Source organism: Amycolatopsis jejuensis (assembly GCF_000717335.1).
Lineage (GTDB): Bacteria > Actinomycetota > Actinomycetes > Mycobacteriales > Pseudonocardiaceae > Amycolatopsis > Amycolatopsis jejuensis.
Genome location: NZ_JNYZ01000007.1, coordinates 171,304 through 197,990, shown reverse-complemented (window position 1 = coordinate 197,990; position 26,687 = coordinate 171,304). Strand labels below are relative to the sequence as shown.

At 70.0% G+C, this 26,687-nt stretch carries 23 protein-coding genes; 11 read left to right on the top strand and 12 right to left on the bottom strand.

Annotated elements, in window-relative coordinates; all coding sequences use genetic code 11:
- Window positions 1-93 precede the first annotated feature (93 nt).
- Window positions 94-1,065 carry a DMT family transporter gene (locus tag OO71_RS10965; RefSeq protein ID WP_033289576.1) on the top strand — a complete coding sequence of 324 codons (972 nt, stop codon included), beginning with the start codon at window positions 94-96 and terminating at the stop codon, window positions 1,063-1,065.
- A 15-nt stretch (window positions 1,066-1,080) separates the two neighbouring features.
- On the top strand, window positions 1,081-3,465 hold the full coding sequence (locus OO71_RS10960) for an MGDG synthase family glycosyltransferase (protein WP_033289575.1): 2,385 nt from the start codon (window positions 1,081-1,083) through the stop codon (window positions 3,463-3,465).
- 1 nt (window position 3,466) lies between these two features.
- Here the strand turns inward: OO71_RS10960 and OO71_RS10955 are convergent, their stop codons facing one another.
- Both OO71_RS10955 and OO71_RS10950 read right to left on the bottom strand, forming a co-directional pair.
- Window positions 3,467-4,216, bottom strand: coding sequence for a DUF427 domain-containing protein (locus OO71_RS10955; protein ID WP_033289574.1), 750 nt, complete (start codon window positions 4,214-4,216; stop codon window positions 3,467-3,469).
- Between the two features lie 19 nt (window positions 4,217-4,235).
- Entirely contained in the window at window positions 4,236-5,141 is a 906-nt protein-coding gene (locus OO71_RS10950) for a LysR family transcriptional regulator (RefSeq protein WP_033289573.1), read from the bottom strand.
- A 113-nt stretch (window positions 5,142-5,254) separates the two neighbouring features.
- Between OO71_RS10950 and OO71_RS10945 the strand changes: the two genes are divergently transcribed.
- Window positions 5,255-6,475 carry an MFS transporter gene (locus tag OO71_RS10945; RefSeq protein WP_033289572.1) on the top strand — a complete coding sequence of 407 codons (1,221 nt, stop codon included), beginning with the start codon at window positions 5,255-5,257 and terminating at the stop codon, window positions 6,473-6,475.
- Window position 6,476: 1 nt separating this feature from the next.
- Here OO71_RS10945 and OO71_RS10940 read toward each other — a convergent pair whose 3' ends face one another.
- The 3 genes from OO71_RS10940 to OO71_RS10930 all read right to left on the bottom strand — a co-directional run bounded on the left by OO71_RS10940 (window position 6,477) and on the right by OO71_RS10930 (window position 8,738).
- The gene (locus OO71_RS10940; protein WP_033289571.1) at window positions 6,477-7,283 is read right to left on the bottom strand and encodes an ABC transporter ATP-binding protein; all 807 of its coding nucleotides are present in this window, start codon (window positions 7,281-7,283) and stop codon (window positions 6,477-6,479) included.
- Window positions 7,280-7,942, bottom strand: a complete 663-nt coding sequence (locus OO71_RS10935; RefSeq protein ID WP_033289570.1) for a FadR/GntR family transcriptional regulator — start codon at window positions 7,940-7,942, stop codon at window positions 7,280-7,282. The genes OO71_RS10940 and OO71_RS10935 overlap by 4 nt, the downstream gene beginning before the upstream one ends.
- A 196-nt stretch (window positions 7,943-8,138) precedes the next feature.
- Window positions 8,139-8,738, bottom strand: a complete 600-nt coding sequence (locus tag OO71_RS10930) for a TetR family transcriptional regulator (RefSeq protein ID WP_033289569.1) — start codon at window positions 8,736-8,738, stop codon at window positions 8,139-8,141.
- Window positions 8,739-8,793: 55 nt separating this feature from the next.
- On the opposite strand from OO71_RS10930, the gene OO71_RS10925 reads away from it, so the two are divergent.
- Window positions 8,794-10,212: an FAD-dependent monooxygenase gene (locus OO71_RS10925; RefSeq protein ID WP_033289568.1), complete on the top strand. Its 1,419-nt coding sequence runs from the start codon at window positions 8,794-8,796 to the stop codon at window positions 10,210-10,212.
- On the opposite strand, the gene OO71_RS10920 is transcribed toward OO71_RS10925, so the two are convergent.
- The 3 genes from OO71_RS10920 to OO71_RS10910 are packed head-to-tail and all read right to left on the bottom strand — an operon-like array spanning window position 10,209 to window position 14,131.
- Window positions 10,209-12,281, bottom strand: coding sequence for an iron ABC transporter permease (locus OO71_RS10920; protein WP_033289567.1), 2,073 nt, complete (start codon window positions 12,279-12,281; stop codon window positions 10,209-10,211). The two genes, OO71_RS10925 and OO71_RS10920, sit on opposite strands and share 4 nt — an antisense overlap.
- Window positions 12,281-13,273, bottom strand: coding sequence for an ABC transporter substrate-binding protein (locus tag OO71_RS10915; protein ID WP_033289566.1), 993 nt, complete (start codon window positions 13,271-13,273; stop codon window positions 12,281-12,283). Before OO71_RS10915 ends, OO71_RS10920 begins: the two co-directional genes overlap by 1 nt.
- Window positions 13,274-13,300: 27 nt before the next feature.
- Complete coding sequence (locus OO71_RS10910) at window positions 13,301-14,131, bottom strand: ABC transporter ATP-binding protein (RefSeq protein WP_033289565.1); 831 nt, start codon at window positions 14,129-14,131, stop codon at window positions 13,301-13,303.
- Between the two features lie 193 nt (window positions 14,132-14,324).
- On the opposite strand from OO71_RS10910, the gene OO71_RS10905 reads away from it, so the two are divergent.
- Entirely contained in the window at window positions 14,325-15,671 is a 1,347-nt protein-coding gene (locus tag OO71_RS10905; RefSeq protein ID WP_051791424.1) for an aminotransferase class I/II-fold pyridoxal phosphate-dependent enzyme, read from the top strand.
- Window positions 15,672-15,675: 4 nt separating this feature from the next.
- Window positions 15,676-16,362 (top strand): GNAT family N-acetyltransferase, encoded by a 687-nt coding sequence (locus OO71_RS10900; protein ID WP_033289564.1) that lies wholly within the window; start codon window positions 15,676-15,678, stop codon window positions 16,360-16,362.
- Window positions 16,363-16,448: 86 nt separating this feature from the next.
- Here the strand turns inward: OO71_RS10900 and OO71_RS10895 are convergent, their stop codons facing one another.
- The 3 genes from OO71_RS10895 to OO71_RS10885 are packed head-to-tail and all read right to left on the bottom strand — an operon-like array spanning window position 16,449 to window position 19,173.
- Entirely contained in the window at window positions 16,449-17,438 is a 990-nt protein-coding gene (locus OO71_RS10895) for a transporter substrate-binding domain-containing protein (protein ID WP_033289563.1), read from the bottom strand.
- Window positions 17,435-18,208: an amino acid ABC transporter ATP-binding protein gene (locus OO71_RS10890; RefSeq protein ID WP_033289562.1), complete on the bottom strand. Its 774-nt coding sequence runs from the start codon at window positions 18,206-18,208 to the stop codon at window positions 17,435-17,437. The genes OO71_RS10895 and OO71_RS10890 overlap by 4 nt, the downstream gene beginning before the upstream one ends.
- Window positions 18,205-19,173: an amino acid ABC transporter permease gene (locus OO71_RS10885; RefSeq protein WP_033289561.1), complete on the bottom strand. Its 969-nt coding sequence runs from the start codon at window positions 19,171-19,173 to the stop codon at window positions 18,205-18,207. Before OO71_RS10885 ends, OO71_RS10890 begins: the two co-directional genes overlap by 4 nt.
- 229 nt (window positions 19,174-19,402) lie before the next feature.
- Between OO71_RS10885 and OO71_RS10880 the strand changes: the two genes are divergently transcribed.
- Both OO71_RS10880 and OO71_RS10875 read left to right on the top strand, forming a co-directional pair.
- Window positions 19,403-20,947, top strand: coding sequence for an alkaline phosphatase family protein (locus OO71_RS10880; protein ID WP_033289560.1), 1,545 nt, complete (start codon window positions 19,403-19,405; stop codon window positions 20,945-20,947).
- A gap of 71 nt (window positions 20,948-21,018) precedes the next feature.
- Window positions 21,019-21,510, top strand: a complete 492-nt coding sequence (locus OO71_RS10875) for a hypothetical protein (RefSeq protein ID WP_033289559.1) — start codon at window positions 21,019-21,021, stop codon at window positions 21,508-21,510.
- 490 nt (window positions 21,511-22,000) lie between these two features.
- Here the strand turns inward: OO71_RS10875 and OO71_RS10870 are convergent, their stop codons facing one another.
- Window positions 22,001-23,257: an FAD-binding protein gene (locus tag OO71_RS10870; protein ID WP_033289558.1), complete on the bottom strand. Its 1,257-nt coding sequence runs from the start codon at window positions 23,255-23,257 to the stop codon at window positions 22,001-22,003.
- Between the two features lie 65 nt (window positions 23,258-23,322).
- Between OO71_RS10870 and OO71_RS10865 the strand changes: the two genes are divergently transcribed.
- The 3 genes from OO71_RS10865 to OO71_RS10855 all read left to right on the top strand — a co-directional run bounded on the left by OO71_RS10865 (window position 23,323) and on the right by OO71_RS10855 (window position 26,646).
- Window positions 23,323-24,180 (top strand): NAD(+)/NADH kinase, encoded by an 858-nt coding sequence (locus tag OO71_RS10865; RefSeq protein WP_033289557.1) that lies wholly within the window; start codon window positions 23,323-23,325, stop codon window positions 24,178-24,180.
- An 806-nt stretch (window positions 24,181-24,986) separates the two neighbouring features.
- Window positions 24,987-25,601 carry a VldE C-terminal domain-containing protein gene (locus OO71_RS10860; protein ID WP_342669924.1) on the top strand — a complete coding sequence of 205 codons (615 nt, stop codon included), beginning with the start codon at window positions 24,987-24,989 and terminating at the stop codon, window positions 25,599-25,601.
- 145 nt (window positions 25,602-25,746) lie between these two features.
- On the top strand, window positions 25,747-26,646 hold the full coding sequence (locus tag OO71_RS10855) for a hypothetical protein (protein ID WP_156096251.1): 900 nt from the start codon (window positions 25,747-25,749) through the stop codon (window positions 26,644-26,646).
- Window positions 26,647-26,687 lie beyond the last annotated feature (41 nt).

Genomic DNA, 26,687 nt, shown 5'->3' with positions numbered 1-26,687 from the left:
TACCTCCGGGACTTCTCGACCGCCCCCACGGCTCTTCTCGGCAAGTTCACAGCATAAGCACGGCGGATGGGAATGGTGTGAGGTGAAGATTCCATGACAGTCACGGGGGTGTCGCTGTTCGTGGCCGTTCCCGCCGCCGTCGCCGGCGCGGCGTGCATGGGCATTGCGAGCGCTGCGCAGGCAAGGGCGACCAAAGAGGTCGAAACCGGCAAGCCTCTCGACCTCACGCTTTTCAAGCGGCTTGTCGGACGCCCATTGTGGCTCATCGGCGTCGCGGCGACGGTGCTGGGTCTCGTCCTGCAGCTCGTCGCGCTCGCGTACGGGCCGTTGCTGCTGGTCCAGCCCCTGCTGGTGACCTCGCTGATGTTCGCCGGGTTCGTGTCCGCGCGGCTCGAGCGGCGCCGTCCGGACCGCGTGATGAGCGCGGGCGGCCTGCTGTGCATGGCCGGGCTCGCGGCGTTCCTGGTCATCGCCCGGCCGAGCGGCAACAGCGACACGCTGGTGAGCGGCGCTTCACTGCTGCCGCTGGGGATCGCGCTGGCGGTGCTCACCGCGCTCGCGCTCGGGCTCGCCGCGTTCACCAGCTCCGGGTCGCTGCGGGTGCTCGGGCTGGCGGTCGCCACCGGTGTCCTGTACGGCCTCACCGCGGGCCTGATGAAGGTGGTCGCGAGCCAGTTCCGGACCGGGATCGACGAACCGTTCCGGCACTGGACGCTGTACCTCGTGTGCGTGATCGGGCCGCTCGGTTTCCTGCTGAGCCAGAACACGTTCCAGCAGGGCCGGTTCCTCACGCCCGCGCTCGCCGTCATCACCGCGCTCGACCCGCTGGTCGGGGTCGCAATCGGGCTGTCGTGGATGGGGGAGTCGGCCGACGGGCGCCCGCTCGCGCTCTTCGGTGAGGCGCTGGCCGGGCTGGTGATCGTGGTGGGCATCGCGATGATGTCCACGCGGGCGTCGCATTTGTCGGCAGAAACGGAAGAAAAGCCGGAAACCGGGCAAACTGGGGAAAAACGGCGGGGCTCGGATCCGGACGACGGCTACGGCCTGGCCGGATCCACGTACTAGACGGAGGGGGCGCGGGTGGAGCGCGTGCTGATCGTCTCGGCGAACATGGGGCAGGGGCACCATGCGGCGGGCCGGGCACTCGAGGCGGCGGTGCGCGAGCGATGGCCGGATGCGGCCGTCGAGTGGATCGACGTCCTCGACCGGCTCGGGCCCGGGATCGCGCCGTTGTTCCGGCGGATCTACGTGGCGAACATCGAGACCACGCCGTGGCTGTACGAGTTCTTCTACGCCGCGCTGTGGCGGATCGCGTGGTTCACCGCGGCGTCGCGCTGGGTGGTGGGGACGTGGTGCGGGCGGCGGCTGGCCCGCCCGGTCGCGGCGTTCGCGCCCGACCTCGTGCTGTCGACGTACCCGATGGCCACCGCCGGGCTGGCCTGGCTGCGCCGCCACGGCAAGCTCGCCGCGCCGATCGGGGCCTGGGTCCCGGACTTCGCGCCGCACCCGTTCTGGGTGTACGGCTCGGCCGACCTCACGATGGTGATGCACGAGATCGCGGTCGACCAGGCGCTGGGTCCCGCCCCGGCCGCGCACGTCGGGGTGTCCGCGCCGCCGGTGCGGGCCGAGTTCCGGCCGGGGGACCAGGCAGCCGCCCGGCACCATCTCGACCTTCCGCTGGACGCGTTCGTCGTGCTCGTTTCGTGTGGCTCCTTCGGGTTCGGCGCGGTCGAGCAGGCGGTGAAGGAGCTGCTTGGCGCGGACCCGTCGGTGGTGCCGGTCGCGATCTGCGGGCGGAACAAGGGGCTCGCCGACCGGTTGCAGGCGCTGCACGAACCGCGCGTGCGCGTGGTCGGCTGGACCGACGAGCCGGAGCAGTACACGCTCGCCGCCGACGTGGTGGTCACCAACAACGGCGGCATCACCGCGATGGAGTCGCTGGCTTGCGGACGTCCGGTCTTGATCCATCGCGCGATCGCGGCGCACGGCCGGGCCAGTGCCGAGGTGATGGAGGCGGCCGGTCTCACCATCATGACCGAGAAGGACGGTGAGCTGGCCGCTGCGGTAAGGGGTCTGCTGTCCGAACCGGACCGGCTGAAGGAGATGTCGGAAGCCGCGGCCCGGCACGGCGACACCGCAACGCCGATCGTGACGGCGCTGGAATCGCTCGTCTACGGTCCGCGTAACCCGCCGACCCGGCGGCTCCGGCCGGAGGACGCGCTGTTCGTGCACGTGGCCACCCCGGAGGTGCCGCAGCAGGTCGGTGCGGTGTTGTTGTTCAGCCCCAAGGCAGACGGCTCTGCCGTCACCCGCTTCGACGCGGAGCATCTGCTGTCGGCAACGCCCGGCCTGCGCACCCGCCTGCTCCCGGGCAGCGGCCTGTGGCGCGCGCGGTGGCAGGAAGACCCGGCGCGCACGGTGACGGAGATGCTGACGGACGTCGACGCCGGTCCGGACGCCGATCTCGACACCGCGCTGACCCGCGAGATGGACGAGTTCTTCTCGGTCCCGGTGTCGCCGGAACATCCGGTGCGGGCCCGGCTGGTCACCGGCATCGCGGGTGGGCAGGGCGCGCTGCTGATCGCGTTGCACCATGCGGCGAGTGACGGGATCGCGGTGATCAGTGCGTTGGTGGGACAGGCTCGGGGGAAGGAAGCGCTGATCCCGCCGCCGGTTCCGCGCCGCCGTGGGGTGGTGGAGCGGTTGCGGGCCCGGTCGTCGGATGCTGCGGGGGCCCGCGGCCAGGCCACCGAGCTGGCGCGTGGGGTCTGGGCGCTGGCCAAGGCCGGGGTAGCGCCGCGGGTGCAGTGGGAGACGCGGATCGACGGTCCGCAGCGGCATTTCTCGCGCGCGCACCTCGCCGCCGCCGACGTCCGGGCGGCGGCGCGGGCGGCCGGGGTACCCACCACGAATCTCGTCCTCGCACTCGTCGCCGAGGCGTTGCACCAGGAACTCGGCGAACACGCGCCGGACCGGCTGCGCGTGCTCATCCCGATGTCCGTGCGGGACACGGGTACGTTCCGGCAGCTCGGCAACCACACCGGGGCCGCGTCGGTCGACCTGCCCACCGGGTCGATGCCGCTGGCCGCGCGGGTGCAGGCGACCGACCGCATGCTGACCGACCAGGTCGGCCGTGGCGCGCCGCGCGCGGGGAATGCTGTGGTGCGGGTGCTGGGGGTGCTGCCGCCGTGGCTGCACCACCGGCTCGCGCGGCTGGTGTACCGGGGGACTTGGTTCAGCGCGATTGCTTCGGTGCTGCCGGGTGCGCGTTCGCCGGTGATTCTGAATGGTGCGCTGGTGCGGACGGTTTATCCGGTGTTGTCGCTCGCGCCCGGGGTGCCGGTTGCGGTCGGGATCATGATGTGGGCGGATCGGTTCACGGTGTGCATCACGGTGCCGTCCGGGCAGTCCGCTCGGGGGGACCGGCTTGCGAAGGCGGTCACGGGGGCGTTCGAGGGGCTGTGATTCACCGCGAAAAGTGCGTCCGCGGGCGGGGAAGTTCTTCTCCATCCCGTTCGATGTCCACGAATTCGTTGTAGAACGCCACCAGTCCGGTGATCGGCAGAACTGCCGGGGCCGGATAGTCGTAGCTCCACGCCAGATCGCGGTGCAGGACGTCGCCGATGCGGGCCGACCAGTAGCCGGACGTCCGGCCCTTGTACGGGCAGGCGGTCACCGTCTCGGAGGGCACCAGGTGGGTGAAGTCGACTTCCGTCCGGTTGAAGTAGTACCGCGTGGGCAGGCCGGTTTCGAAAAGCAGCACCGGCGACGACGATTCGGCCAGCGGCACGCCGTCGAGCTGCACGCGGACGTGCCGGGTCGAGCGCAGTGCGTCCACACGGCTGTACGGATTGCGCGGGTGCACGTAAATCTGCTCGTCCTCTTCGAACCAGGCATCGAGCGCGTTCCATTCGAACCGGACGTGTCCGGGTAACGCCGCATCGTCGCCCTGAACCCAAGCGGCAGCAGGCTTTTCGACCTCGCCGACCCGCAATGCGTGCCGCCGCGCCGGACCTTCGGCGTGATCCTCGTCCACGAGAACGCCGGGCGCAATGTCGTCGAGTGGCAGGTAAAACTGGGGATAATACGGCCATTCCCACACATATTTCGCCCGTGAACTGTCCACAATGGTCACTCCGGCGAGCGTCGCACGCACCCGCCGTGGCACCGGTTCCACGTGTCCGGCCTCGACCGGTGCTGCCGGATAATCGGCCATCTCGCATCCTTCCGGGGGGTCAGACGTCCGTGATGTCTCGTTCGGTTGCCGCAGAAGTGAACAGGTCCAGCAGGGTGCGCAATGCTCGCGACGGCGGCCGCCCTGCCGACACTACGACCGAGAACGGCCAAGTCAACGTCGTTTTCGCCAGTGGAAGGGCCACCGTGCCCGGAATGGCCAGCGGCACCGTCCCGGGGGCGATCGCCACGCCGAGCCCGGCTGCGACGTAGTCCGGAATCGTGCGCACGTCGGCCAGTTCGATGGTCACCCGCCGCGAGATGCCGAGCTCGGCGAAGGCGCGGTCCACCGCCAGCCGGTTGCCGAAGCCGCGCGGGCAGTCGACGAACCGTTCGCCGTCGAGGTCCGGCAGCCGGATCGAGGCGCGCCCGGCGAGCGGATGCGCGGACGGGAGCACGGCGTAGTACGGCGCGCTCGCCAGCGGCGTCGCCTCGAGCCCGGCCAGTTCCGACGGAGGGAGACCGAGCAGCGCGACGTCGAGCCTGCCCTGTCGGACGTCGTCGGCGAGGCCGGTCGACCCGGTGAGCGAGACGGTGAGGTGCAGGTCGACCAGCGGGTGCCGCTGGTGGAAGGCACCGAGCAACTGGGGGATGTCGAACGCTTCGATGCTGGTCAGCGTGCCGATGCGCAGGCTGCCGCGCAGTCCGGCGGAGGCTTCCTGCACCACCGCGCGCGCCCGCTCGACAGCCTCCAGCGCCGCCTTCGCTTCGGGCAGGAACTCCGCTCCGGCCGGGGACAGCGCGACCCGGCGGGTGGAGCGGTCGAACAACGTGACGCCCAGCTCCGTCTCCAGCGTGCGGATCGTCGCGGACACCGTGGACTGGGTCGCGAACAACCGCTGGGCCGCGCGCGTGAAGCTCAGCTCCTCGGCGACTCTCACGAAGTACTCGAGCTGACGGGTCTCCATGCCGTCAATTATCGCTCGCAGCGATAGCTCTGACCAGGATTTTTCGTTGGACTTGATGAGTGGGAAACGGGATCGTCGGAAGGGCAGGTTCCCCCGTTTCCCGGAAGGTCGTCATGGTCAGCACAGCTACGCCCGTCTGGTCCGGCCCGGTCGCTTGGCGCATCAGCCATGGCTGGGGTTTCCGCGTGATCGCCATCGCGTTCGCCACGTCGCTGGCGTTCTCCACGGTGCCCACCCCGCTGTACGCGCTTTACCAGCAGCGGGACGGGTTTCCGTCGTTCATGGTCACCGTCGTCTTCGCCGCGTACGCGGTGGGCGTGATGGCCAGCCTCTACCTCGCCGGGCACGTGAGCGACTGGCTCGGCCGCCGCCGCGTGATCCTGGTTTCGACGCTCGCCGAAGCGTTGTCCGCCGCCCTGTTCCTGGTCTGGCCGGACGTTCCCGGCTTGCTGATCGCCCGGTTCGTGTGCGGCGTGGGGATCGGCGCGCTCACCGCCACCGCCACCGCGCACCTGTCCGAACTGCGCGCGATCACCCACCCCACCGAGGATCTCGGACGCGCGGGGCTGATCGCGACCGTCGTCAACATGGGCGGGCTCGCGCTCGGCCCGGTGCTCGGCGGGATTTTCGCGCAGTACATAGACGGTCCGCTCACCAGCACGTTCGTCGTCTTCCTGATCCTGTTGATCGGTGCCGCGCTGGCGGTGTCGCTGGTGCCGGAGACGGTCGAGCGGCGCGAGGAACGTCCGCCGTACCGGCCGCAGCGCGTGTCGCTGCCCGCCGCGGCGCGGCCCGCGTTCGTCGGGGCGGCGATCGGGGTGTTCGCCGCCTTCGCGATCACCGGGCTGTTCATGGCATTGGCGCCGACCCTGCTTGCCGAAGGCCTGCACGAGCGGAGCCGGATGCTCGCCGGGATCACTGCTGGGTCGATGCTCGGTGCCGCCGCGGTGGCGCAGGTGCTGTTTGCGGCCATGTCTGCCCGGGCGCAGCTTCGGCTCGGGTTCGCGTTGATGCCGATCGGCCTGGTCGTGCTGTCGGTGGCGGCGCTGCTGCCGTCGCTCACGTTGTTCCTTGCCGGATCGGTGCTCGCCGGGGCCGGGATGGGGCTCGGCTTCCGCGCTGCGGTCGGCACCGTGGCCAAACTGGCCGACCCGCTGTCCCGCGGCGAGGTGCTGGCCGCGCTGTTCCTCGCCGCGTACGCCGGGCTGGTCGTCCCGGTGCTTGCCGTCGGCCTGACCCTGTTGTGGCTGCCCAGCCCGATCGCGCTCGTCGGCTTTTCGGTGGCAGAACTGGGTTTGCTGTGGTTCTCCGCGCGACGCGTGCTGGCCGCCTGAGTCAGGCGACCTCCGTGCTGCGGCTGCGGGCCGCCCGGGCGCTCCACCGGCCGTCGTGGCGGGTGACGCGGATCGGGTGCCCGAACGCCCGGCTCACGCTGGCGGTGGTCACGGCCTGGTCGATAGGGCCCGCCGCGACCACCGAACCGTCCGCGATGAGCAGGGCGTGCGTGGTGGTTTCGGGCAGTTCCTCGAGATGATGGGTGACCACGATCGACGCGAGCCGGGGGTGGGTGCGGGTGAGCAGGTCGATGGTTTCGAGAAGTTGCTCGCGGGCTGCGACGTCCAGCCCGGTGGACGGTTCGTCGAGCAGCAGCAGGCGGGGTTCGCTGATCAGCGCGCGAGCGATCAGGGCGCGCCCGCGTTCGCCCTGGGACAGGGTCGGCCACCGCTCGCCGGCCTTGCCGTCGAGCCCGAGCAGCCCGATGAGCTCGTCGGCCTGTGCGGTCTGCTCCGGCGAAGGCCGCCAGCGCGGCGGCGTGTCGATGCTTCCGGTGATGCCGGTGAGCACGACCTCGCGGATGGTGAGCGGCGAGCTCAGCGGGTGCCGTGGGTCGACGTGCCCGATGCTTCGCCGCAGCGCCTGCAGTTCGACCCGGCCAAGGCGTCCGCCGAGGACGTCGACGGTGCCGGTGGTCGGATGCGTGACCGCGCCGCAGAACCCGAGGATCGTGCTCTTGCCCGCCCCGTTCGGGCCGAGCAGCGCCCAGTGCTCGCCGGCTCGCGCGGTGAAGCTGATGCCGCGCAGGATTTCCTTGCCCTGCCTGCGGAATACGACGTCGGTCAGCTGCAGCACGACCTCGCTCACGTAAGTGCCTCCTTCAATGCGGTCAGGTGCGCCCGGCTGTGTTCCGCCGCGGCGCGCGCGTCTTTGGCCGCGATCGCCTCGACGAGGTTGTGGTGCGCGGCCTGGTCTTCTTCGGGTGAGGTGATCGGCCGCGCACGCAGCATGTCGGTCATCGCCCGGTGGATTCTGGGGACGAAGCTGTCGAAGAGTTCGGTCAGGACGTCGTTGTGCGCGGCGACGAGCACGGTGCGATGGAATGCGGTGTCTTTGTCGACGAGGGTTTTACCGGGGTTGCCACGGGCGGCGAGCGCGCGGCGGATGGCGCGTAGGTCCGTGGGAGTACGCCGGTGCGCGGCAAGCGCGGCCGCCTCGGCTTCGATGGCGATCCGTGCTTCGAGGACGGCGCCGATGGTGGCGCGGTGCAGCACGGCGTCCCAATCCTCGGGGACATCCAGCGCGGTGACGAAAACCCCGGCGCCCTGACGGGAATCCAGCACGCCCTTGCCCGCCAGCTCCCGGATCGCCTCGCGCAACGTCGAACGGCCGACCCCCAGCTGCGCGGCCAGCGTCGTCTCGCCGGGCAGCTTGTGCCCGAGCGGCCATTCACCCGCGCGTACGCGGTCCAGCAGCACCTCGGCGGCCTGCGCGGCAAGCGGATGCCGCTGGATCGTGGGAGACATCGCGCCCTTTCTGTTCGGTGTCTCCCGCTAGTCTACTTGTCTGAGGAGTTGCGGGCTATCGGGTGCCTCGGATGCCGCGTGTCGACGTCGTCGAACCGGATGTCCGAAAAGGACGCTCCAAGGTACTCCGGCGTCGCGTCGGCGAGAAGGGGGCGGACCTTCGACCAGGTGCCGTCCGCGCCGATCGCGGCTTTTGTCAGGTCGGGCGAGGGCGCTTGGCCTCCAGTCCGGCAAGCACGATGCCGAGCGCGTACCGGAAGCTGTCCGCCACCGTGCCCCCGGCGGCCTGTCGTTCGCGCAGGCCCTGTGCCATCAGGGGAAACGGGATGTCGATCTCGCCGGACCAGCTCTGGTCCTCGACCGCGCGCCCGAGGACGAAGTGCACCAGCACCCCGGCGCAGCGGGACGCGTCGGCGAGCGGGAATCCGGCACGGTGCAGCACGTCGACCGTCCGCTCGGCGAATTCGCCCAGTGACCGGGCGACCCGGAGGTCGGCGCCGAGGGCGATCCGCGCGGCGTCGCGGCGGCTGGTGAGGGCAGTGTGCAGGGCGGTTCCGGCGGTTTCCAGCCAGGTCAGCCACGGAGTGTCGAGGGGTGGGAGGTTGTCGAGAACCGGGGCGGTGAGGGCGTCGGTGAGGTGGTCGAGCAGGGCCCGTTTGCTGCTGAAATGCCAGTACAGGGCCGGTGCTTTGACGCCGAGCTCGGCGGCGAGGCGGCGCACGGTCAGCTTGTCGAGGCCCTCGGCGTCGACCAGGGCGAGTGCCGTCGTGACAGCGGCGGGGACGTCGATCGGCATTTGCCTCCTTAACTAGTTCAGGGCAGACTAGCATTTAACAAGTTAAGGAGAGCTCATGGACGCAGACGTGCTCGTGGCCGGCGCCGGTCCGGTCGGCCTGTTCGTCGCCGCCGAACTCCGGCTCGGCGGTGCCCGGCCGCTCGTGGTCGACCGCCTCCCGGAACCGGCGACGGAACGGAAAGCCCGCGGGATCGGGGCGCTCGCGACCGAGGCGCTGACCCGGCGCGGCCTCGGCCCGCAGCTCGCCGAGGCGCACGAAGAAGGCGTACGCGACTTCGCCCGCGACCATGGCAGCGCACTGGGGCACTTCGCCGGGATCCACAAGCTCCGGCCGGACGAAACGCGGCCCCGCACCCACCTCTGGCAGCCGGATCTGGAGTGGTTGCTCGCCGGGCACGCGGACGCGCTCGGGGTGCCGGTCCGGCGCGCGCATCGCGTCGTGTCCGTGGAGTCCGACGCGGACGGGGTGACGGTGGTTGCCGAGACCCCACAAGGAGAACGCCGGCTGCGGGCGGCGTACCTGGTGGGCTGTGACGGCGGCCGGAGCGCCGTCCGCGAGCTTGCCGGGTTCGGCTTCCCCGGCACCCCGCCGCTGCTGCGGACGATCGCGGGCGAGGTGCGGTTCGGGGGTCCGGTGCCGCCCGCGGGCCGGTACGCCACCGGCGCGTTCCTGCACGGCGGCAGCCTGGCGGGCGTCACCGAACCGGCGCGGGACGGCGAGCCGGACGGTCCGGTGACTCCGGCCGAGCTGGCTGCCGCGATCCGGCGCGTCACCGGAACGGACGTCGTGGTGGAGGAAGTCCGCGAGCCGCGCCGGTTCGGCGACCAGGCGCGGCAGGCCGACGACTACCGCCGTGGCCGGGTCTTCCTGGCCGGGGACGCCGCGCACGTTCATTCGCCGAGCGGTGGCCAAGGGCTCGACCTCGGGCTGCTTGATGCCGCGAACCTGGGCTGGAAGCTGGCGGCGGTCGTCCGTGGCGAAATGCCGGATACCTTGCTGGACAGCTATTTCCGCGAACGCGGACCCGCCGGTGCGGCCGTCCTGCGCAACACGCGGGCGCAGTCCGCCCTGCTGGCGCCCGGTCCGCAGGTCGACGCGCTTCGCGAGATCGTGGGTGAGCTGATGGATCTCCCGGAGGGGAACCGGTACTTCGCCGAGCTGCTCTCCGGGGTGCCTCTCGGGTACGAATTCCCTTACCCGGCGGCGGAACCGGCCGGACTGCACAGCCCGGACCGGGTGCTGGTGGACGACGCCGGACGGGAAACCCGGCTGTCGGACCACACCCGCGGCGGCCGGGGCCTGCTCGTGCTCGACTGTGACCATCGGGACCACCGGGACCTCGCCGACGAACGCGTCGACACGGTGCCGGTGACGAACACCGAATCGTTCCTCTTGCGTCCGGACGGCGTGATCGCCTGGGCGTCCGGCGACGAGACGACGTTGCCGACGGCGCTGGACACCTGGTTCGGCTAGGCGGTACCCCGGCTTCGCCACAGCAGCCAGCCGAAGTACGGCGCTCCGATCAGCGCGGTGACCAGGCCCGCGGCGATCTGGGTCGGGGCGAGCACAGTGCGTCCCAGGGTGTCGGCGACGGTCACCAGCACCGCGCCCAGCAGGGCAGCCACCGGCAGGCTTCGCGAGTGCTGGGAACCCACCAGCGCCCGCGCGGCATGCGGGGCGACCAGGCCCACGAAACCCAGCGCGCCCACCGCACAGGCGGCCGCCGCGGTGAGCAGGGCGGCGAGCGACGCGAACGCGAGCCGCGACCGGTCCAGCGGGACGCCGAGGACGCGGGGTACGTCCTCGTCCAGCGAGACCAGGTCGAGTGTCCGCGCGCCGGACAACGCCAGCGGCAGCGCGACGACCAAGACCAGCAGCACCGGTACGACCTGGGCGAAGTCACGGCCGTAGGTGGACCCGGCGAGCCAGGTCAGGGCCAGATGCGCGTTCCACGGCGAGCCGAGCACGACCACCAGCGTCGTGATGGCCATCGCCGCCGCACTCACCCCGATCCCGACGAGCACCAGCCGGTCCGACGACAACCCGCGGCCACCCGCACCCCGTCCGGTGGCGAGCCGGTGCACGAGGGCGAACGTCGCGAACGCAGCGACGGTCGCGGCCGCCATCATCGGCCAGATACCGATCCCCGGCAGCAAAAGCACCACGCTGATCGCCCCGACGCTCGCGCCCGGAGTGACCCCCAGCAGGCTCGGTTCGGCCAGCGGGTTGCGGCAGATCGCCTGTACCAGTGAGCCGGCGACGGCCAGCGCCGCTCCGCCGAGCAGCGCGGCCAGTACCCGCGGCCAGCGCAGGTCGAGCGCGAACGTCACCTCGGTTCCGGAGACCCCGCGCAGCCAGTTCACGACATCGCCGAGCAGTACGACACGGTCGCCGAGCAGCAGCGCAGCGACGAACGCACCGGCCAGTGCAACGGCGAGCACGAGGCCGGTCACGGCAACCCAGCGGCGCGATCGGACCGTGCCGTGGGTCCCGCGCGTGGACAGCGTGCCGGACGGTTGCCGTCGCGCCAGCCACACCAGCACGACCGCGCCGGCGAGCGTGGTAACCACGCCGGTCGGAACGGAAATCGCCAGGTCACCGGGGACGAGGGCGCGCAAGAGGACGTCCGCGGCCACGACGACGAGCGCACCGGTCAACCCGGCGAGCGGCAGCAGCAGCGGATGCTTGCCGAGCCCGGGTACCCTGGCGGCGACCAGCCGGGCGATCACCGGCGCGCACAGCCCGACGAACCCGATCGGCCCGGCGACCGTCACCGCGACCGCCGAGAGCAGCACCGCCACGATGACCGCGAAGGTCCGCGTGCGGCGGACGTCGATACCCAGCACGCGGGCATGGTCGTCGCCGAGACCGAGCACGTCCAGGCGGTGCGCGAGCAGCAGGGTCGCCGCGATGCCGACGGCAATCACCGGCGCGGCAAGGGAAACCTGGCGGAGTCCGGATTGGACGGTCGTACCGCTGCCCCAGCCGAACAGTCCCGCGGTGCGCTCCTGGAACAACATCAGCAGCACCGATGTGAGGGCATTCAGCGCAAGCGCGATTGCCGACCCGGCGAGCACCAGCCGCGCCGGACCGCCAGAGCTGCTCCGCGCCACCAGCAACACGATCCCGGCCGCGGCGAGTCCGCCGACGAAGGCCACGACTCCGTTGGCATAGAACGGAAGCGAGACCCCGAACGCCGCCACCCCGACCACCGACACGTATGCACCGGCGTTCACCGCGAGCGTGTCCGGCGACGTGAGCGGGTTCCGCGCCACCGACTGCAGCACGCATCCCGCAAACCCTAGCGCCAGCCCCACCAGCAGTGCCGCGGCCAGCCGGGGGATCCGGCTGGCCACGAGCACCGCCACCGCCTGGCTGCGTGCGTTCCCGTCGCCGCCGGGGAGCACCGCGCGCAGCAGTTCGCCGAGGCCCAGGCTGGACGTGCCTTGCAGCAGATGCACGGCCGACAACGCGAGCAGCGCGACGATTCCGGCGAGAAAGACCGCAGGCGCGGCCAGGCGGGGCTGGACGGGGGTGGTCATCAGGTCAGTGCGTCGACGAGTGCGTCCACGTACGCGGTGGCAGACTTCGGGCCGCCGAACATCCAGATGCCGTCCGGAATGCGGTGCAAGTGTCCGGCCTTCACGAACGGCAGCTGCTGCCATACGGCGTTTCCGGCGAGCTCCTTGGTGAAGACGTCGCTTTCGGAGGCGTTGGCGGCGTACACGAACGTGGTGGCCGGGTCGGAGATCTTGGTGAGACCCTCGACGTCGGTGGGTGCGAGGCCGTACACCTTGTCGCCTTCCCCGGTCCACTGGTTCTCCACACCGAGCGTTTTCGCGACACTGCCGAGGAAAGAACCCGGCGTGTACATCCGGACGGTGACGGTGCCGGACGTCGTGTACCCGTCGGCCATGGTGAACTTGGCCCCGGTCTTGCCCGCCTTGGCGAGCGCGTCCTTGCCCGCGGCGACCTTGGTGTCGAAGTCCGCGAGCAGCTTGCGGCCCTGGTCCTGGGTCGCGGTGGCCTCGGACAGCGTGGTGACGGTCTTGCGCAGGTACGCGATCGGGTCGGCCGAATCGGACCCCTTCAGCGTGAGCACCGGCGTCTGCCGCGCGATCTGCGCGATCACGTTCTCCGGCAGGTCATTGGTGGTCACCACGAGGTCCGGGTGCAGCGACGAGATCGCGTCGAGGCTCGGCTCGCCGCGGGTGCCGACGTCCGGGGTGGACTTGTCGAGCGGCATGACCGTGTCGTAGGTGTTGTACCCCTTGACATCGGCCGCGCCGATCGGCTTCACGCCCAGCGCCAGCAAGTTTTCCGTCAGCCCCCATTCCAGCGACACGATTTTCGTGGCCGGGGCGGGGAGTTCCACCTTGCCGCGCTCGTCGGTGAGCGAGACCGGACCGGACGGCTTGGCGGCGGTTTGTCCGGCACCGGCGGGCGCTTCGGTGGTCCCGCACGCGGTGAGCGCGAGGGTGGTGAGGACGGCGGCGGCCGCGGTCAGGAACGGTTTCCGGGCAGGACGAGACACAGGTTTTTCCTTCGGATCGGGGATGGGTCAAGCGGTACGGACCGGCCGCGGCCGGGCGGTGTGCCGTCCGACCGGGCGCGTGCGCACGTGTCCTTCGTCGTCGACGTGGACGTCGATGCGCAGTCCGTAGACCTCGCTGAGCAGCTCGGCCGTCAGTACCTCGGCCGGGCTCCCGGTGGCGCGGACGGTGCCGCGGGACAGCAGCACCACCTCGTCGGAGACGGCTGCAGCCTGGTCGAGGTCGTGCAGCACCACGCCGACCGCGACGCCGTGCTCGTCGGCGAGGTCGCGGACCAGGTCGAGGGTTTCGATCTGGTAGCGCAGGTCGAGGAACGTGGTCGGCTCGTCGAGCAGGACGACGCCGGTGTCCTGGGCGAAACAGGTCGCGAGCCAGACGCGTTGCAGCTCCCCGCCGGACAGCGCGTCGACCGGCCGCTGCGCCATCCCGTCCACGCCGGTGTACCGCATGGCGCGCTCGATCAGGCGCGGGCCTTCGGGATCGCCGGACCCGAACCGGCCGCGGTAGGGATGGCGGCCGTAGGCCACGACGTCGCGCACGCGTACGCCGCCGGGCGTGGGGCGGGACTGGGTCAGCAGCGTGACCTTGCGGGCGAATTCCTTGGGGGACAAGGCGAGCGCGTCGGCGCCGGACAGAGTCACCTCGCCGGACACGGGTGCGTGGAGGCGGGCAAGGGACCGCAGCAGCGTCGATTTCCCCGAACCGTTGGGCCCGACCAGGACGGTGACCGCGCCGCTCCGCAGCGCGACCTCGGCGTCCCGCACCACCGGCGCACTGCCGTAGGTGAGCGTGAGCCCGGTGCCGGTGAGCGCCGGTGCGTCCGGCCAGGGTTGCCTCATGAAGGTTAGCCTAACCTGATGGAGTGAATTTCCGAAACCGGACATTGCCGCGGTGTCGGACGTCACTGCGGTTTGTACCGGCCTGCCGCACCAGGATGTGAAACGCCTTTGCCGCTCCCCGCCGCCGCTCTAGCTTCTGATCGGGTCAGAGGTTTTCGGTGAACGATTTTCGGGGAACGAGGGGAGCCGGTGCGTGGCCACGGGCGAACTCGCGACGACTGCGCCGGTCGGGGTGGGCTGGCTCGGGTCCCGCATCGGTGAGCGCACTGCACGCGGAGTGGCGGGCACGGTGTCCGGCCTGATCCGCGACGGGGAGGTACTGCCCGGGACCAGGCTGCCCACGGTGCGGGCGCTGGCCGCGGAACTGGCGGTGAGCCCCACGACGATCGCCGAGGCGTGGTCGCAGCTGCGGGCCGCGGGGCTGATCGGGACCGGGCGGCGCCGGGGGACGGTGGTGCTCGAGCCACCCGCGAGCCCGGCGCCGGGGCAATCGTTTTCCGGCTGGCAGACGGTCGATCTGGAACACGGCCTGCCCGATCCGGCGCTGCTGCCGCCGCTGGAGGACGCCGTCGCCGCGGGGGTGCACGCCGAACGGTTCTCCGCCCCGGCCAAGCACGCGATCACGCCGCAGCTGCGGGCCGCGGTGAAGTCTGCTTGGCCCTTTCCGGTCGAATCGTGGACGGTCGCCGCCGGTGGGCACGAGGGAATGCTGCTGGCGTGCCAGGCCGTCGCGCGGCCCGGTGACGTCATTGCGCTGGAGGAACCGACCGCGCCGTGGCTGCTGGAACTCCTCCGGCGCTCGCGGATCCACGTGGTGCCGGTGCGGTGCGACGAGCACGGCCCGCTGCCGTCGGCGCTGGCCGCGGCGCTGGAACACCGGCCGGTCGCGTTCGCGTATCAGCCGCGTGCGCAGACGCCGCTGGGACATTCGGTGCCGGACGACCGGATCGCGGAACTCGCCGCGGTACTGTCCGAAGTGGACATCCCGGTGATCGAGGACGACGATTTCGGCCCGCTGGCGTCGGCGCCGTCCCGCAGTCTCGGGACCCACCTGCCCGGCCGGGTGCTGCTGGTGCGGTCGTACTGCACTGCGTTGGGGACGGAGCTGCGCAGCTGTGTGCTGGGCGGTCCGGCGCCGCTGGTGGAGCGGGTACGGCAGCAGCGCGGTCCCGGATCGGTGTGGTCGAGCCGGATTCTCCAGGACGCGCAGGCGTTCCTGCTCACCGACCCGGGTACGGGCGAACTGCTCAACCGCGCCCGGCACCGGTACGCACAACGGCGGACGGCGTTGTCGGAAGCCTTGCGGGAGCACGGGATCGAGGCGCCCGCGCGGGACGGTCTCACGCTGTGGGTACCGGTCCCCGAGGAGTCGCGCGCCCTGATCACGCTGGCGGCGAACGGCGTTTCGGCCGGGGCAGGCAGCCGCGCGGGAAACTCGGGTCTGCCGCACATCCGTGTGGCGACCGGCCAGCTGCCCGACGATCCGGCGCTGGTCGCCGACCTCGCGCGGATGATCGCGCGAGCCTCCGGGCGGGGGTGACCCGTTGTCGGTCTTGGACAACGCGGCATGGGCTTCGCTGACCGGTCCGCATGCCGGATTCGCCGAGCGTGCCGGTCAGGTTTTGCGGTACCCGGTGGATGTGTCGCCGTTCCTGGCAGTACCGGACGAGCCCGACGGCCGGGTGTGGGACGACATCGCCGCACTCGCCGGACCGGGTGCCGTGGTCCCGATCCTGCCGCAGGCCGGACCACCGCCGCCGGAGTGGGAAATCCTGCAGACCGCGTCCGGAGTCCAGATGGTGGACGCCGGGGTCGAGGCTCGTCCCGACCCGGAGACCGTCCGGCTGACGCTGGCGGATGTGCCGGAGATGCTCGATCTGGTGGGCCGTACGAGACCCGGTCCGTTCCTGCCGCGGACGGTCTTGCTCGGGACGTACTTGGGCATCCGGTACGACGGCGTCTTGGTCGCGATGGCGGGGGAGCGGTTGCACCCGCCGGGTTGGACGGAGATCAGCGCGGTGTGCACGGATCCGGCTTATCGCGGGCGGGGTTTGGCGGGCCGGTTGGTGCGTGCGGTGGCCGCCGGTATCCGTGACCGCGGGGAGACGCCGTTCCTGCATGCGGCGGGGGCGAATGTGAACGCGATCCGGTTGTACGAGACGTTGGGTTTCCGCTTGCGGCGCCGGACGTTCTTCGGCCAGGCGCGGGCCGCCGAGCCGCCAAGTCCGTGAAGGGAACCATCACGGAATCAGATTCCCTCATGGTTCCCTTCACGGACTTGAGGCGGGGTCTGCCGGATCGGCACCCGGGGTGCGCGTCAGGAGTTGCTCAACGGAAGACCCGGCGGATTGACGTCCGCCTTCCGCACCGCTTCGTTTTCCAGCCCATACGCGGAAAGCCACTTCGCGTACTGACCGTGCTCGATCAGGTAGTCGATCGCCGCTCCGAGGGCGTTCACCAGGCCGTTGTCCTTCTTCGTGGTCGCCGCGATGAGGCCCTGCAGCTGCGCACCGGCGCCGGAATACTTGCCTGCACTGCGCGTCGGGTTCGGGGTCTTCTCCGTTTGCTTGATGTGGTAGGCGATGCTCGGGTTGGGCGCGAAGTACGCGTCGATCCGGCCGGACGCCAGTGCCAGGTAGGTGCTGTTCGCGTCGGTGAAGTTCCGCACGTCGAGCTTCTTGCCCGCGGCCTTGAGCTTGTTCTGCCACTCCAGCAGGATCTTCTCCTGGTTGGTCCCGCTGTTCACGGCGACCGTCTTCCCCTCCAGGCTTTCGTGGTTCCCGTCGAAGTTCCACGTGCTCGCGCGGTTCACCTCGAATCCGAGGTTGTCCTCGCGGTAGGCGGCGAAGTCGAAACCCTGCTGCTTGCGTTGCTCGGTCACCGTGATGTTGGAGAACCCGGCGTCGAACTGGCCGCTCTGCAGGCGGACGAAAAGGTTCTGCCACGAAGCGTTCTGCACGTCCGGCTTCAGGCCGAGCACTGCGGCGACCAGCCGGCCGAGGTCGGGCTCCGCGCCGGTGAGGGTGCGCTGGTCGGTGCCGACGTAGGACAGCGGCGGGAATCCTGACGGCAACGCGCCGACGCCGATCACCAGCTTGCCGCGGTCGAGGATTTCCTTCGGTACCTTGGCGCGGATCTCGGCGACCGCGGGCACCGTGAGCGAAACCGGTTGCGCCTCAGTGGTATTCGCGGCGACAGTGACAGTCTGCGCACCGCTCGGATCGGTCGACGCCTCGGTGTTCCCGCCGCAGGCTGCGGCGAGCAGGGTGACGGCGGCCAGCATGGGCAGGATCGTGCGGGTTCTCATGCGTTCTCCGGGGTGCGGGTGACCTTCCCGAGGAATTCCCGGGTACGGTCGTGACGGGGATGATCGAGGACCGCCGACGGCGGCCCCTCTTCGACGACGCGTCCGCCGTCGAGGAAAACGACATGGTCGGCGAGGTCGCGGGCGAAGCCGATTTCGTGCGTCACCACGATCATCGTGGTGCCCGAACGCGCGAGTTCCCGCACCACCGCCAGCACCTCGCCGACGAGCTCCGGGTCCAGCGCGGACGTCGGCTCGTCGAGGAGGATCAGCCGCGGTTCGAGCGCGAGCGCGCGGGCGATCGCCACGCGTTGCTGCTGCCCGCCGGACAGTTGCCGCGGGTACGCCCTCGCCTTGTCCGCGAGGCCGACCCGCGCGAGCAGTTCCTGTGCCCTGGCTTCGGCTTTCGCCCGCGGCAGCCGTTGTGTGACGATCGGCGCTTCCACGACGTTGTCGAGGATCGTCAGGTGCGGGAAGAGGTTGAAGTTCTGGAACACGAACCCGATCCGCGACCGCTGCCGGAGGATGGCGCGTTCGCTGAGCTCCTTGAACCGGTCGCCGTGCACGCGGACGCCGACGAGCTCGCCGTCGATGCTGACGTACCCGCTGTCGAGGCGTTCGAGGTGGTTGATGGTGCGCAACAGGGTCGACTTGCCGGATCCGGACGGCCCGAGCACCACCGTGACCTGCCCGCCGGGAGCAGTGAGGTCGACGTCGTCGAGGACGCGGAGGCCGCCGTAGGACTTCACGGCACTGCGGACGTGCACAGTCATCGGGCCACCCCCAGCGCACGGAGGCGGGCCCGGAACCGCTGGAACGGCGTCGGCGGCACGGTGCGGAGTGCGCCGCGGGAGAAGTAGCGTTCGACGTAGTACTGGATCACCGACAGGATGCTGGTGAGAATGATGTACCAGACCGTCCCGACGAGCAGGAGCGGGATGATCTGGCCACTGTTGGTGCTGGCTTGGGTTTCCACCACGCCGAACAGCTCCAGCAGAGACGTGATGTAGACGACCGAAGTGCCTTTGAGCAGGCCGATCAGCTGGTTGGCGTAGGCGGGCACGATCGCGCGGGTGGCCTGCGGGAGGATGATCCGCCGGTACTGCCGGGACCGCGGGAGCCCGAGTGCGGCGGCCGCTTCGAGCTGCCCTTGGTCCACCGAAAGCACGCCGGCGCGCACGATTTCGGCGGCGTACGCGGCTTCGTTGAGGCTCAGGCCGAGCACTGCGACCACGAAGAAGCTCAACAGGTCGGTGGCGCTGAAGTGGAGGAACGACGGGCCGAACGGGATGCCGAGGCTGAGCGTGCTGTACAGCGCGGTGACGTTGGCGAGGAAGAGCAGCAGGACGATCAGCGGAATCGAGCGGAAGATCCATACGTAGGCCCACGAAACCGCCTGGAGCAGCGGGTTTTTCGACAGCCGCAGCAACGCGAGCACGATGCCGCCGGCCAGCCCGAACACGGCGGCGAGACCGGTCAGCTCGAGGGTGAGCAGCAGCCCCTCGAGGATCACCGGACGGAAGAACCAGTAGCCGAACACGTCCCACTGGAACACCGGATTCGTGATGAGGGCGTGGGCCAGCTGGGCGAGCAGCACGAGCACGACCGCGGCGGCGACCCACCGGCCGGGACGGCGCAGCGGTGCGACTTTCTTCGTGGCCAGCTCACGCAGGCGCGCTTCGCCGGGCGGCTCCTTGCGCGGCGCCGGCACGGCGCGGATGGCCGGGGGAGAGCTCACTGTGGCTCCTGGGGGTTCGCTGGGGGTTCGCTCGGGTTCGCTGGGGAGGGCGACCGCCACTGTGACCCGCGAAGTTCCCGGCTGTCGAGCGTCCTCTTGGGACTCCCACATGGTGAACGCCGTGGTAGCGCAGGAGATTTTGTACCAGTTCGCGGTTCCTGAAGATTCCACTGTGGACTGTGAACCTTTTCGGCCAGGCCGCCGTCTGTAGGAGTGGAAGGAGGTGCCCATGCGCACCGCACGGGGAGTGGCCACCGTTCTCGCCGCACTGCTGGTGCTGGCGGCGCTCGTGCTGCCCGGCACGGTTGCCGGCGTCACGCCTGCCGCGTTCGTCCGGATTCCGGTCGAGGCGCTGGTGGTCGCTGCGCTCGCGCTCGTCCTGCCGCCTCGCGGGCGGACCGTGCTGGCGGTGGTTTCCGGTGTCCTGCTCGGGATGGTCGTCGTGCTGAAGGCGGCTGACCTGGGGTTCGACGCGGTGCTGTCCCGTCCGTTCGACCCGGTGCTCGACTGGAGCTTTGTTATCGCCGGTCTGGAGTTCGCCGGGAGGTTCGCGGTTGCCGGGGTGCTGGTGGCGATTGCGGGGGTGCTCGTGCTGATGGTGGTGGCAGTGCGGTGGCTGACCCGGCTCGCCGTCGGCCGGCGGACCGTTTCGACGCGTGTGGTGGCGGTCTTGTCGGTGATCTGGATCGCGGCCGCGCTCACCGGCGCCGAGTTCACGCCCGGGCAGCCGTTCGCGTCCCGGAGTGCGGTCGCGCTTGCGTACGACGACCTCCGCCGGGTCGGCGCCGATCTCGACGATCGCGCGGAGTTCGCGGCGCAGGTGGCGGCCGATCGGACGGCGGTTCCGCTGGATGGCTTGCGCGGTAAGGACGTGCTGTTCGCCTTCGTGGAGAGTTACGGCCGGGGTGCGGTCGACGGGGTCGCCCGCCAGTTGGACGAGGCCACCGCCGAGTTGCACCACGCCGGGTTCTCCGCGCGCAGCGGTTTCCTGGAGTCGCCGACGTTCGGCGGTGGCAGCTGGCTCGCGCATGCGACGTTCCAGTCCGGCACGTGGGTGAACAACCAGCAGCGGTACACCGATCTCCTTGCCGGTCAGCGGCTCACATTGACGCGGGCATTCGGCGCCGCAGGCTGGCGGACGGTGCACGACGTGCCTGCCCACACCCGGCCATGGCCGGAGGGCCGGTTCTACGGTTTCGAGCAGTACTACGACGCGCACAACGTCGGCTACCGCGGTCCGGGATTCGCCTACGCCACGATGCCGGACCAGTTCACGCTGTCCGCCTTGCAGCACCGCGAACTCGACCCGCGCGGCCGCCGCCCGGTGATGGCGGAGGTCGACCTCGTGTCGAGCCACGCCCCGTGGACGCCTCGACCGTCCTCAGTGGACTGGAACACCGTCGGCGATGGTTCGGGGTACGGCGTCGGCCCGCCGGTGGGCGAGCCCCCGGAAGTGGTGTGGCAGGACCCGGCCCGGATCCGGGCTGCGTATGGCGAAGCCATCCGGTACTCGCTCGCCACGCTGGTGTCCTATGTGGAGCGATACGGCGGGGAGAACACGGTGCTGGTCTTCCTGGGCGATCACCAGCCGCCGATGGTGAGCCCGCCCGGCGCCTCGCACCAGGTACCGGTCACCATCGTGGCGAAGGATTCGTCGGTGCTCGCCCGAGTGGCAGGCTGGGGCTGGACGGCGGGCCTGCGCCCGGCGTCCGACGCACCCGTATGGCGGATGGACGCATTCCGGGACCGCTTCTTCGCCGCCTTCGCTCGATGAGTCCAGCGTGGACAGCGGACGAACCTGTGGGAACCTTGCCGCCGGGAGTTCATCGGCGAATCGGGGGGTACATGAAGGCCACGGTAACGCTGGTCGTCCTGCTGGCACTGGGGTTGACCAGCTGTTCGAGCGGAACCGACAACGGCGCGACCCCGCCTTCGCCAGCCAGCTCACCGTCCCCATCCGCCACACCAGGCGACGCCGAACTCACCCGCTCGGTCTGCCTGTTCGTCAACGACGCCGCGTCCACCCAACTGCTGGACGAGACCCTGGCCGTAGGCGGCGGCGCGAAGGGCCCCGCCGTACGCACCGGCGTCGCCACTTCCTACGACGGTTTCGCCCGCCGCCTGGCCCAGCTGGCGCTGCAATCGCCCGAAAAGCTGCGATCCGCGCTGGCCGACTGGACAGGCGCAAGCACCGAGGTGGCCAAGTACGTCACCGCCACCGAGCCCAGCCCCGGCGTAGCCGTGGACTACGGCCCAGCCCAACCGAAGTGGAACGCGGCCCGCAAGACCACCGAACAACTCTGCGGCCACAAGCTTCCTGACACCGGCAGCCACTGATGCCCCTTCCCACTACCCGAAACACGACGCGGCTCAAGTCCTGATCCCGCAGGCTTCGTTGCCACCCAGCCGAGCAGATCGGTCGGCGCCCCTGGATCGCCTACGTTCTTGCCGGACTGCTCTTCGGTGAGTCGCTTCGCCGGTTTCGCTTTTCCCTTGGATCGTCGACGTCGTTGCCGCACAGCTCTCCGGCGAGTCACTCCGGCGGTCTCGCCCGCGACATTCGGACCCCTGCCAATGTCGCCGCGTCCCGGCAAGCCAGCTCGGCGTGTCGAGGTCTGCGATCGGGGCCAATTTTCGCGCATGGTCTGTCCGCGCCCGTTGCCGTTCTTCTCGACAACGATTGTGGAACTCGGTGCGCCGCCGGCGGTCGATGCCAGTCCCGAACGCTTGGACCGCAGGTCTCCATCACCGTTCGCCTCGACAACCGTCGAGCCGCGGATCCGCTTGCCGAGTACCCCGGCCGATCCCACGGCGAAGTCCACTGTGGTCAGACGAAAAGGTGCTTCTCCAAGAACGGATTCCGGAACTTCCCCGCCGGATCCAGCTCCGCGGCCAGCGCACGAAACCGCCGGATCCCGGCGTGATCCATCTCCAGCGCCGCACCGTGGAAGAGCTTTCCCCAATGGGGCCGCGCGGCGAACGGGGCCAGTCGGTCCTCCAGAGCCGGCAGCAGCGCCTCCACCTCGGGTTGCCGCGGCTGCCACGTGAAGTGCACGGCCACCCGGTCGCCGTCGGAAGCGGGGCTCAGCCACAGGTCGTCACCGGCAACCGTGCGGATTTCCGCGACCACCACCAGTTGCTCGATCCGTTCGCCGATACCGCGCAACGCTTCGAATGCCGCAGTCGCGTGCGCACGGGGTACGAAATACTCACTCTGCAGTTCCGCTCCGACGCTCGGCGCGAACTCCAGCCGGAAGTGCGGCAGCCGGTCGTACCACGGTCCGGGAACCCCGCCCTGCACCGTGGTGTTCTCCGCCGGGATACCGGCCGCATGCGCGGGGTGGCGCGGACCGTCGGCCCGGACGGCGCCGAAAAGCGTGTCGGGCACGTCGGCCGGGACGCGGTTCTTCAGCAGCACCTGGTCGACGACGTCTCGCTCCCAGTTCGTGAACATGCTCACGCTGTACCCGGCGGCCTGGATCTCGTCGAAATGCGCCAGCGCGACTGGCCAAGGCAGCTGGTCGAACACGTCCTGCCGCACCTCGAATGCCGGTTCCAAGTCGAGCGTGAGCCGGGTCAGTACGCCCAGCGCGCCGACGTTCACCACCACTCCGGGAAACACGTCGTCACCGCGCGCAAAGGTACGCAGCTCGCCATCCGCGGTGAGGAGCTCGACGGCCGAAACTGCGGATGCCAGGCCGGGCAACCGCTGGCCGGACCCGTGCGTGCCGGTCGCGACGCTGCCGGCCACCGTGATGTGCGGTAGTGACGCGAGGTTGGCGAGCGCGAAACCGGCCTGGTGCACGTCGGCGACCACATCGCCGTAACGGGCCGCGCCACCGAGTGTCAGCGTGGCGGCGGCCGGGTCGATTTCGGTGGGGATGGCGGCGGCGGAGAGGTCGAGCTGGAGTCCGTCCGGGCTGTCGGCGATGGGGTTGAAGCTGTGCCGGCTGCCGAGCGCCTTGACGCGGGCCGCGCCGGCGACGAGGTCCTGCGCCTCACCGAGCGTGCGCGGCGCGATGATTTCGCGTGCCCGATAGGTGAGATTGCCTGCCCAGTTGGTACTGCCCGCGGTTTCGGTCACGACCGCCGAGCCTATCCCGCGCGAGCGCGGCAGACTGGGCACAGACCGACGCGAGGGGACCCGCCATGCATTCCGCCGGACTGGTACTGCACCCGCGCCGCGACGCGAAAGCCGCGGTCGACGCCGTACTGGGCTGGGCAGCCGGACGCGGGATCGAAATCCTGGGCATCGCCGACGAGCTCGCGCGCATCGACTGCTCGGCCACCGGCGTCCCGCCCGCCGAACTGGGCCGCCGGTCGGACCTGCTGGTCAGCCTCGGCGGCGACGGCACCATGCTCCGCGCCATGCGCCTGGCAGACGGCCAGCACGCCCCGGTACTCGGCGTCAACCTGGGAAAACTGGGCTTCCTGGCGGAGGTCGACGTGCCCGACCTGCCACTCGCGCTGTCCGCCATCGACCGCGAGGACTTCACCGTGGAACCCCGCCTGGCCGTCGACGCCCGGCTCGGCGACCGGGTCGAAACGGCGTTCAACGACGTCGCCGTAGTCCGCGTACCCGGCGACGGAAGCGCGGTGGTCGCCGTGCTGGTGAACGGCGAGCAGTTCGTGAGCTACGCCGCCGACGCCGTCGTGGTCGCGACCCCGACTGGCTCCACCGCGTACAGCTTCTCTGCGGGCGGACCGATCACGAGCCCGGCCGTGGAAGCCCTGCTGGTCACCCCGGCCGCCCCGCACTCGGCATACAGCCGCGGCGTAGTCCTGTCCGTCCACGACACGGTGACCCTCCAGATCCTCCCGACGAGCGGCCGCCTGGCAGTCGAAGTGGACGGACGGGTGGGCGGCTACGTCAGCCCGGGGGAGACCATCGAACTCCACGCCCGCCCCGGCGCCGCCCGCGTGGTGCGCCTGGGCATGACCACGTTCTATCAACGAGCCCGCCGCAAACTGCGGTTGACGGATTCGGCGGAGATCCCGCCCGGTTGACCTGCTGGGGGTTGGTGGTTCTGCCCGGTTGACCTGCTGCGGGCCGGAGATCCCGCCCGGCTGACCGGCTGGGGGTCGGTGGTTCCGCCCGGTTGACCTGTTGGAGGTCGGTGATTCCACCCGGCTGGCCTGCTGGGGCCCGAGATCCAGCCCGGCTGGCCTGCTGGGGGCCGGAGATCCCACTCGACTGACCTGCTGCGGGCCGGAGATCCCGCCCGGTTGGCCTGCTGGGGCCGGAGATCCCACTCGGTTGACCGGCTGGGGGTCGGTGGTTCCGCCCGGTTGACCTGTGGAGGTCGGTGATTCCACCCGCCTTACCTGCTGGGGCCCGAGATCCAGCCCGGCTGACCTGCTGCGGGCCCGAGACCCCACCCGACTGACCGGCTGCGGGTCGGGTTACCTGCCTGTCCTGCTGCTGGGTGCGGTGCCTGGCTCCTCGCGGCGACCCAGCCGGGTGCTTGTGCCACTGCAGCCCGACCGAGCCGAGTTGCCGAAGCTGCACCCGTCGTCTGCGCACGTATCGGCCGCTCGGCAGTTGCCCGCATGTTCCGTCAGCGGTCGCTGCCCGCCACCCGGCCGCTGCCTGCGCATCCGCCGTCCCCGCGGCGATCCCAGTAATGGGCCCCTGACCTGCGGTAATCGTCCCAAACTGTGCCAACCGTCACTTGTCGGTGACATTTCCGTGTCCTGTTCGTAATGTCGTGGCGGCTTTGCGGGACCCCTTCCGGTCCCGTGCCTGAGCTGGGAAGTGGTGGTGTGAGGTGCCGGGTCGACATCGGGACGGGTCGAGGTCTTGGCGGTTGCCCGTGGCGACCGGGGCAGTGGCTGCGGCGGCGCTGGTGGCGCTCGTGTGGGTGACCAGCGGGTCGGCGGATGTGCCCCCGGCGCCGGTTGCGGCCGCAGACCAGCACGCTTTCGCGGCGCCGCGGGCGTCGAGCAGCAGTCCGGCGGCCACCTCTGCGCCGCCGTCGACCACTGAGACCACCAGTGCACCAAAGCCCAGTGCGACGTCCTCCAAGACGCCGAAATCCACCTCCCGCAAGCCGGAAACTCCGGCGGCGCAGGCGTGTTCGTCCAGCTTGGCCGGTGCGCAGCCGGCGGTGGCCCGGGTCGGCAACCATGTCCGGGAGAAGTTCGACGTGGATTCCGTCGGCGGGCGGGCCGGACGTTCCGGTACCAGCGACCATCCGGCCGGTCTCGCGCTGGATTTCATGGTCGACCCGAAAACCGGGGACGCGCTGGCCGCCTACGTTCTTGCCCACGAAAGCGATTTCGGCGTGAAATACGTGATCTGGCGGCAGCGCTACAACGACGGCGGCGGCTGGTCGGCGATGGAGGACCGGGGAGGGGAGACCGCGAACCACTACGACCACGTCCATGTGTCCTTTGTGGACGGTGCGAAAGTCTCGGTCACCTGCTGACAATTCAGGACAACAAGTACCGCCCAGTGACGGAACTTGCCTGATCGTGCCGCATCGTGATGGGTTTTCGGGCACCAGGGGTTTTCCGGGACCCGCGTGATCCGGTGAACTTCCCACTCTCTCCCGAACCCGGCTGTGCCGATGGATGATCATCGGCGACAGGAGGATCATGCGGAAAGTACTCCCTCTCCTCACCGCGGTATTCGCGTTGCTTCTTCCCGCTGTCGCGTCGGCCGCTGCCGCGCCGCCCGAAACGTGGCAGGAACACTGGGAGGAGCACAACCAGCTATTGCACAGAGTGGATTACAACGACACCGTTGCGCTGTACTTTGACAACGATGTCAACCCGGCGGCCAAAGACTGGATCATGCCGTATGTCACGAAGATGTGGAAATACGTGCGGGATACCTACGGCACCGACGGGAATCGCGTTCGCGAGGATCGGCTGTACTCGATTCATCACCAGGGCCGCTATTTCGGCGGGCATCCGTCCACGGTGTACGACAGTTCGCACGACAATCGGAATGTGAGTGACGTCGGACTGGACGACTGGGCGAATCCGGAGTACGGGATCGTCACGCACGAAACGGCGCACGTCATCGAGTCCATCGCGAGCGGCAAGAACGGATCGCCCGCGTTCGGCCTGTGGCGGGACAGCAAATGGGCCGAATTCTACATCTACGACGTCTATTCCGCGCTGGGTATGCAGGACCAGGCGAAAGCCGAGTACGACCATTTCCTCACCCAGACCGACGATTTCCCGCGCGCCGGAACGCATTGGTTCCGCGACTGGTTCTACCCGCTCTGGCGCGATCACGGCCACGCGCAAGTGATGGTCAAATTCTTCGATCTGATCGGGAAATACTTCCCTGCCAACGGTAATGATTACGCCCGCTCGATGAACTGGGGTGAATTCGTCCACTTCATGAGCGGTGCGGCCGGTACCGATCTGAAACAGCAGGCGACCACCGCCTTCGGCTGGCCGAACGAATGGGAAAGCCAGTTCCGGCAGGCGCGAAGGGAGTTCCCCGCCATCACCTACTGACGTCCGGCGGAGCGGGACCCGACTTTCGGAGGTGTGCCGGG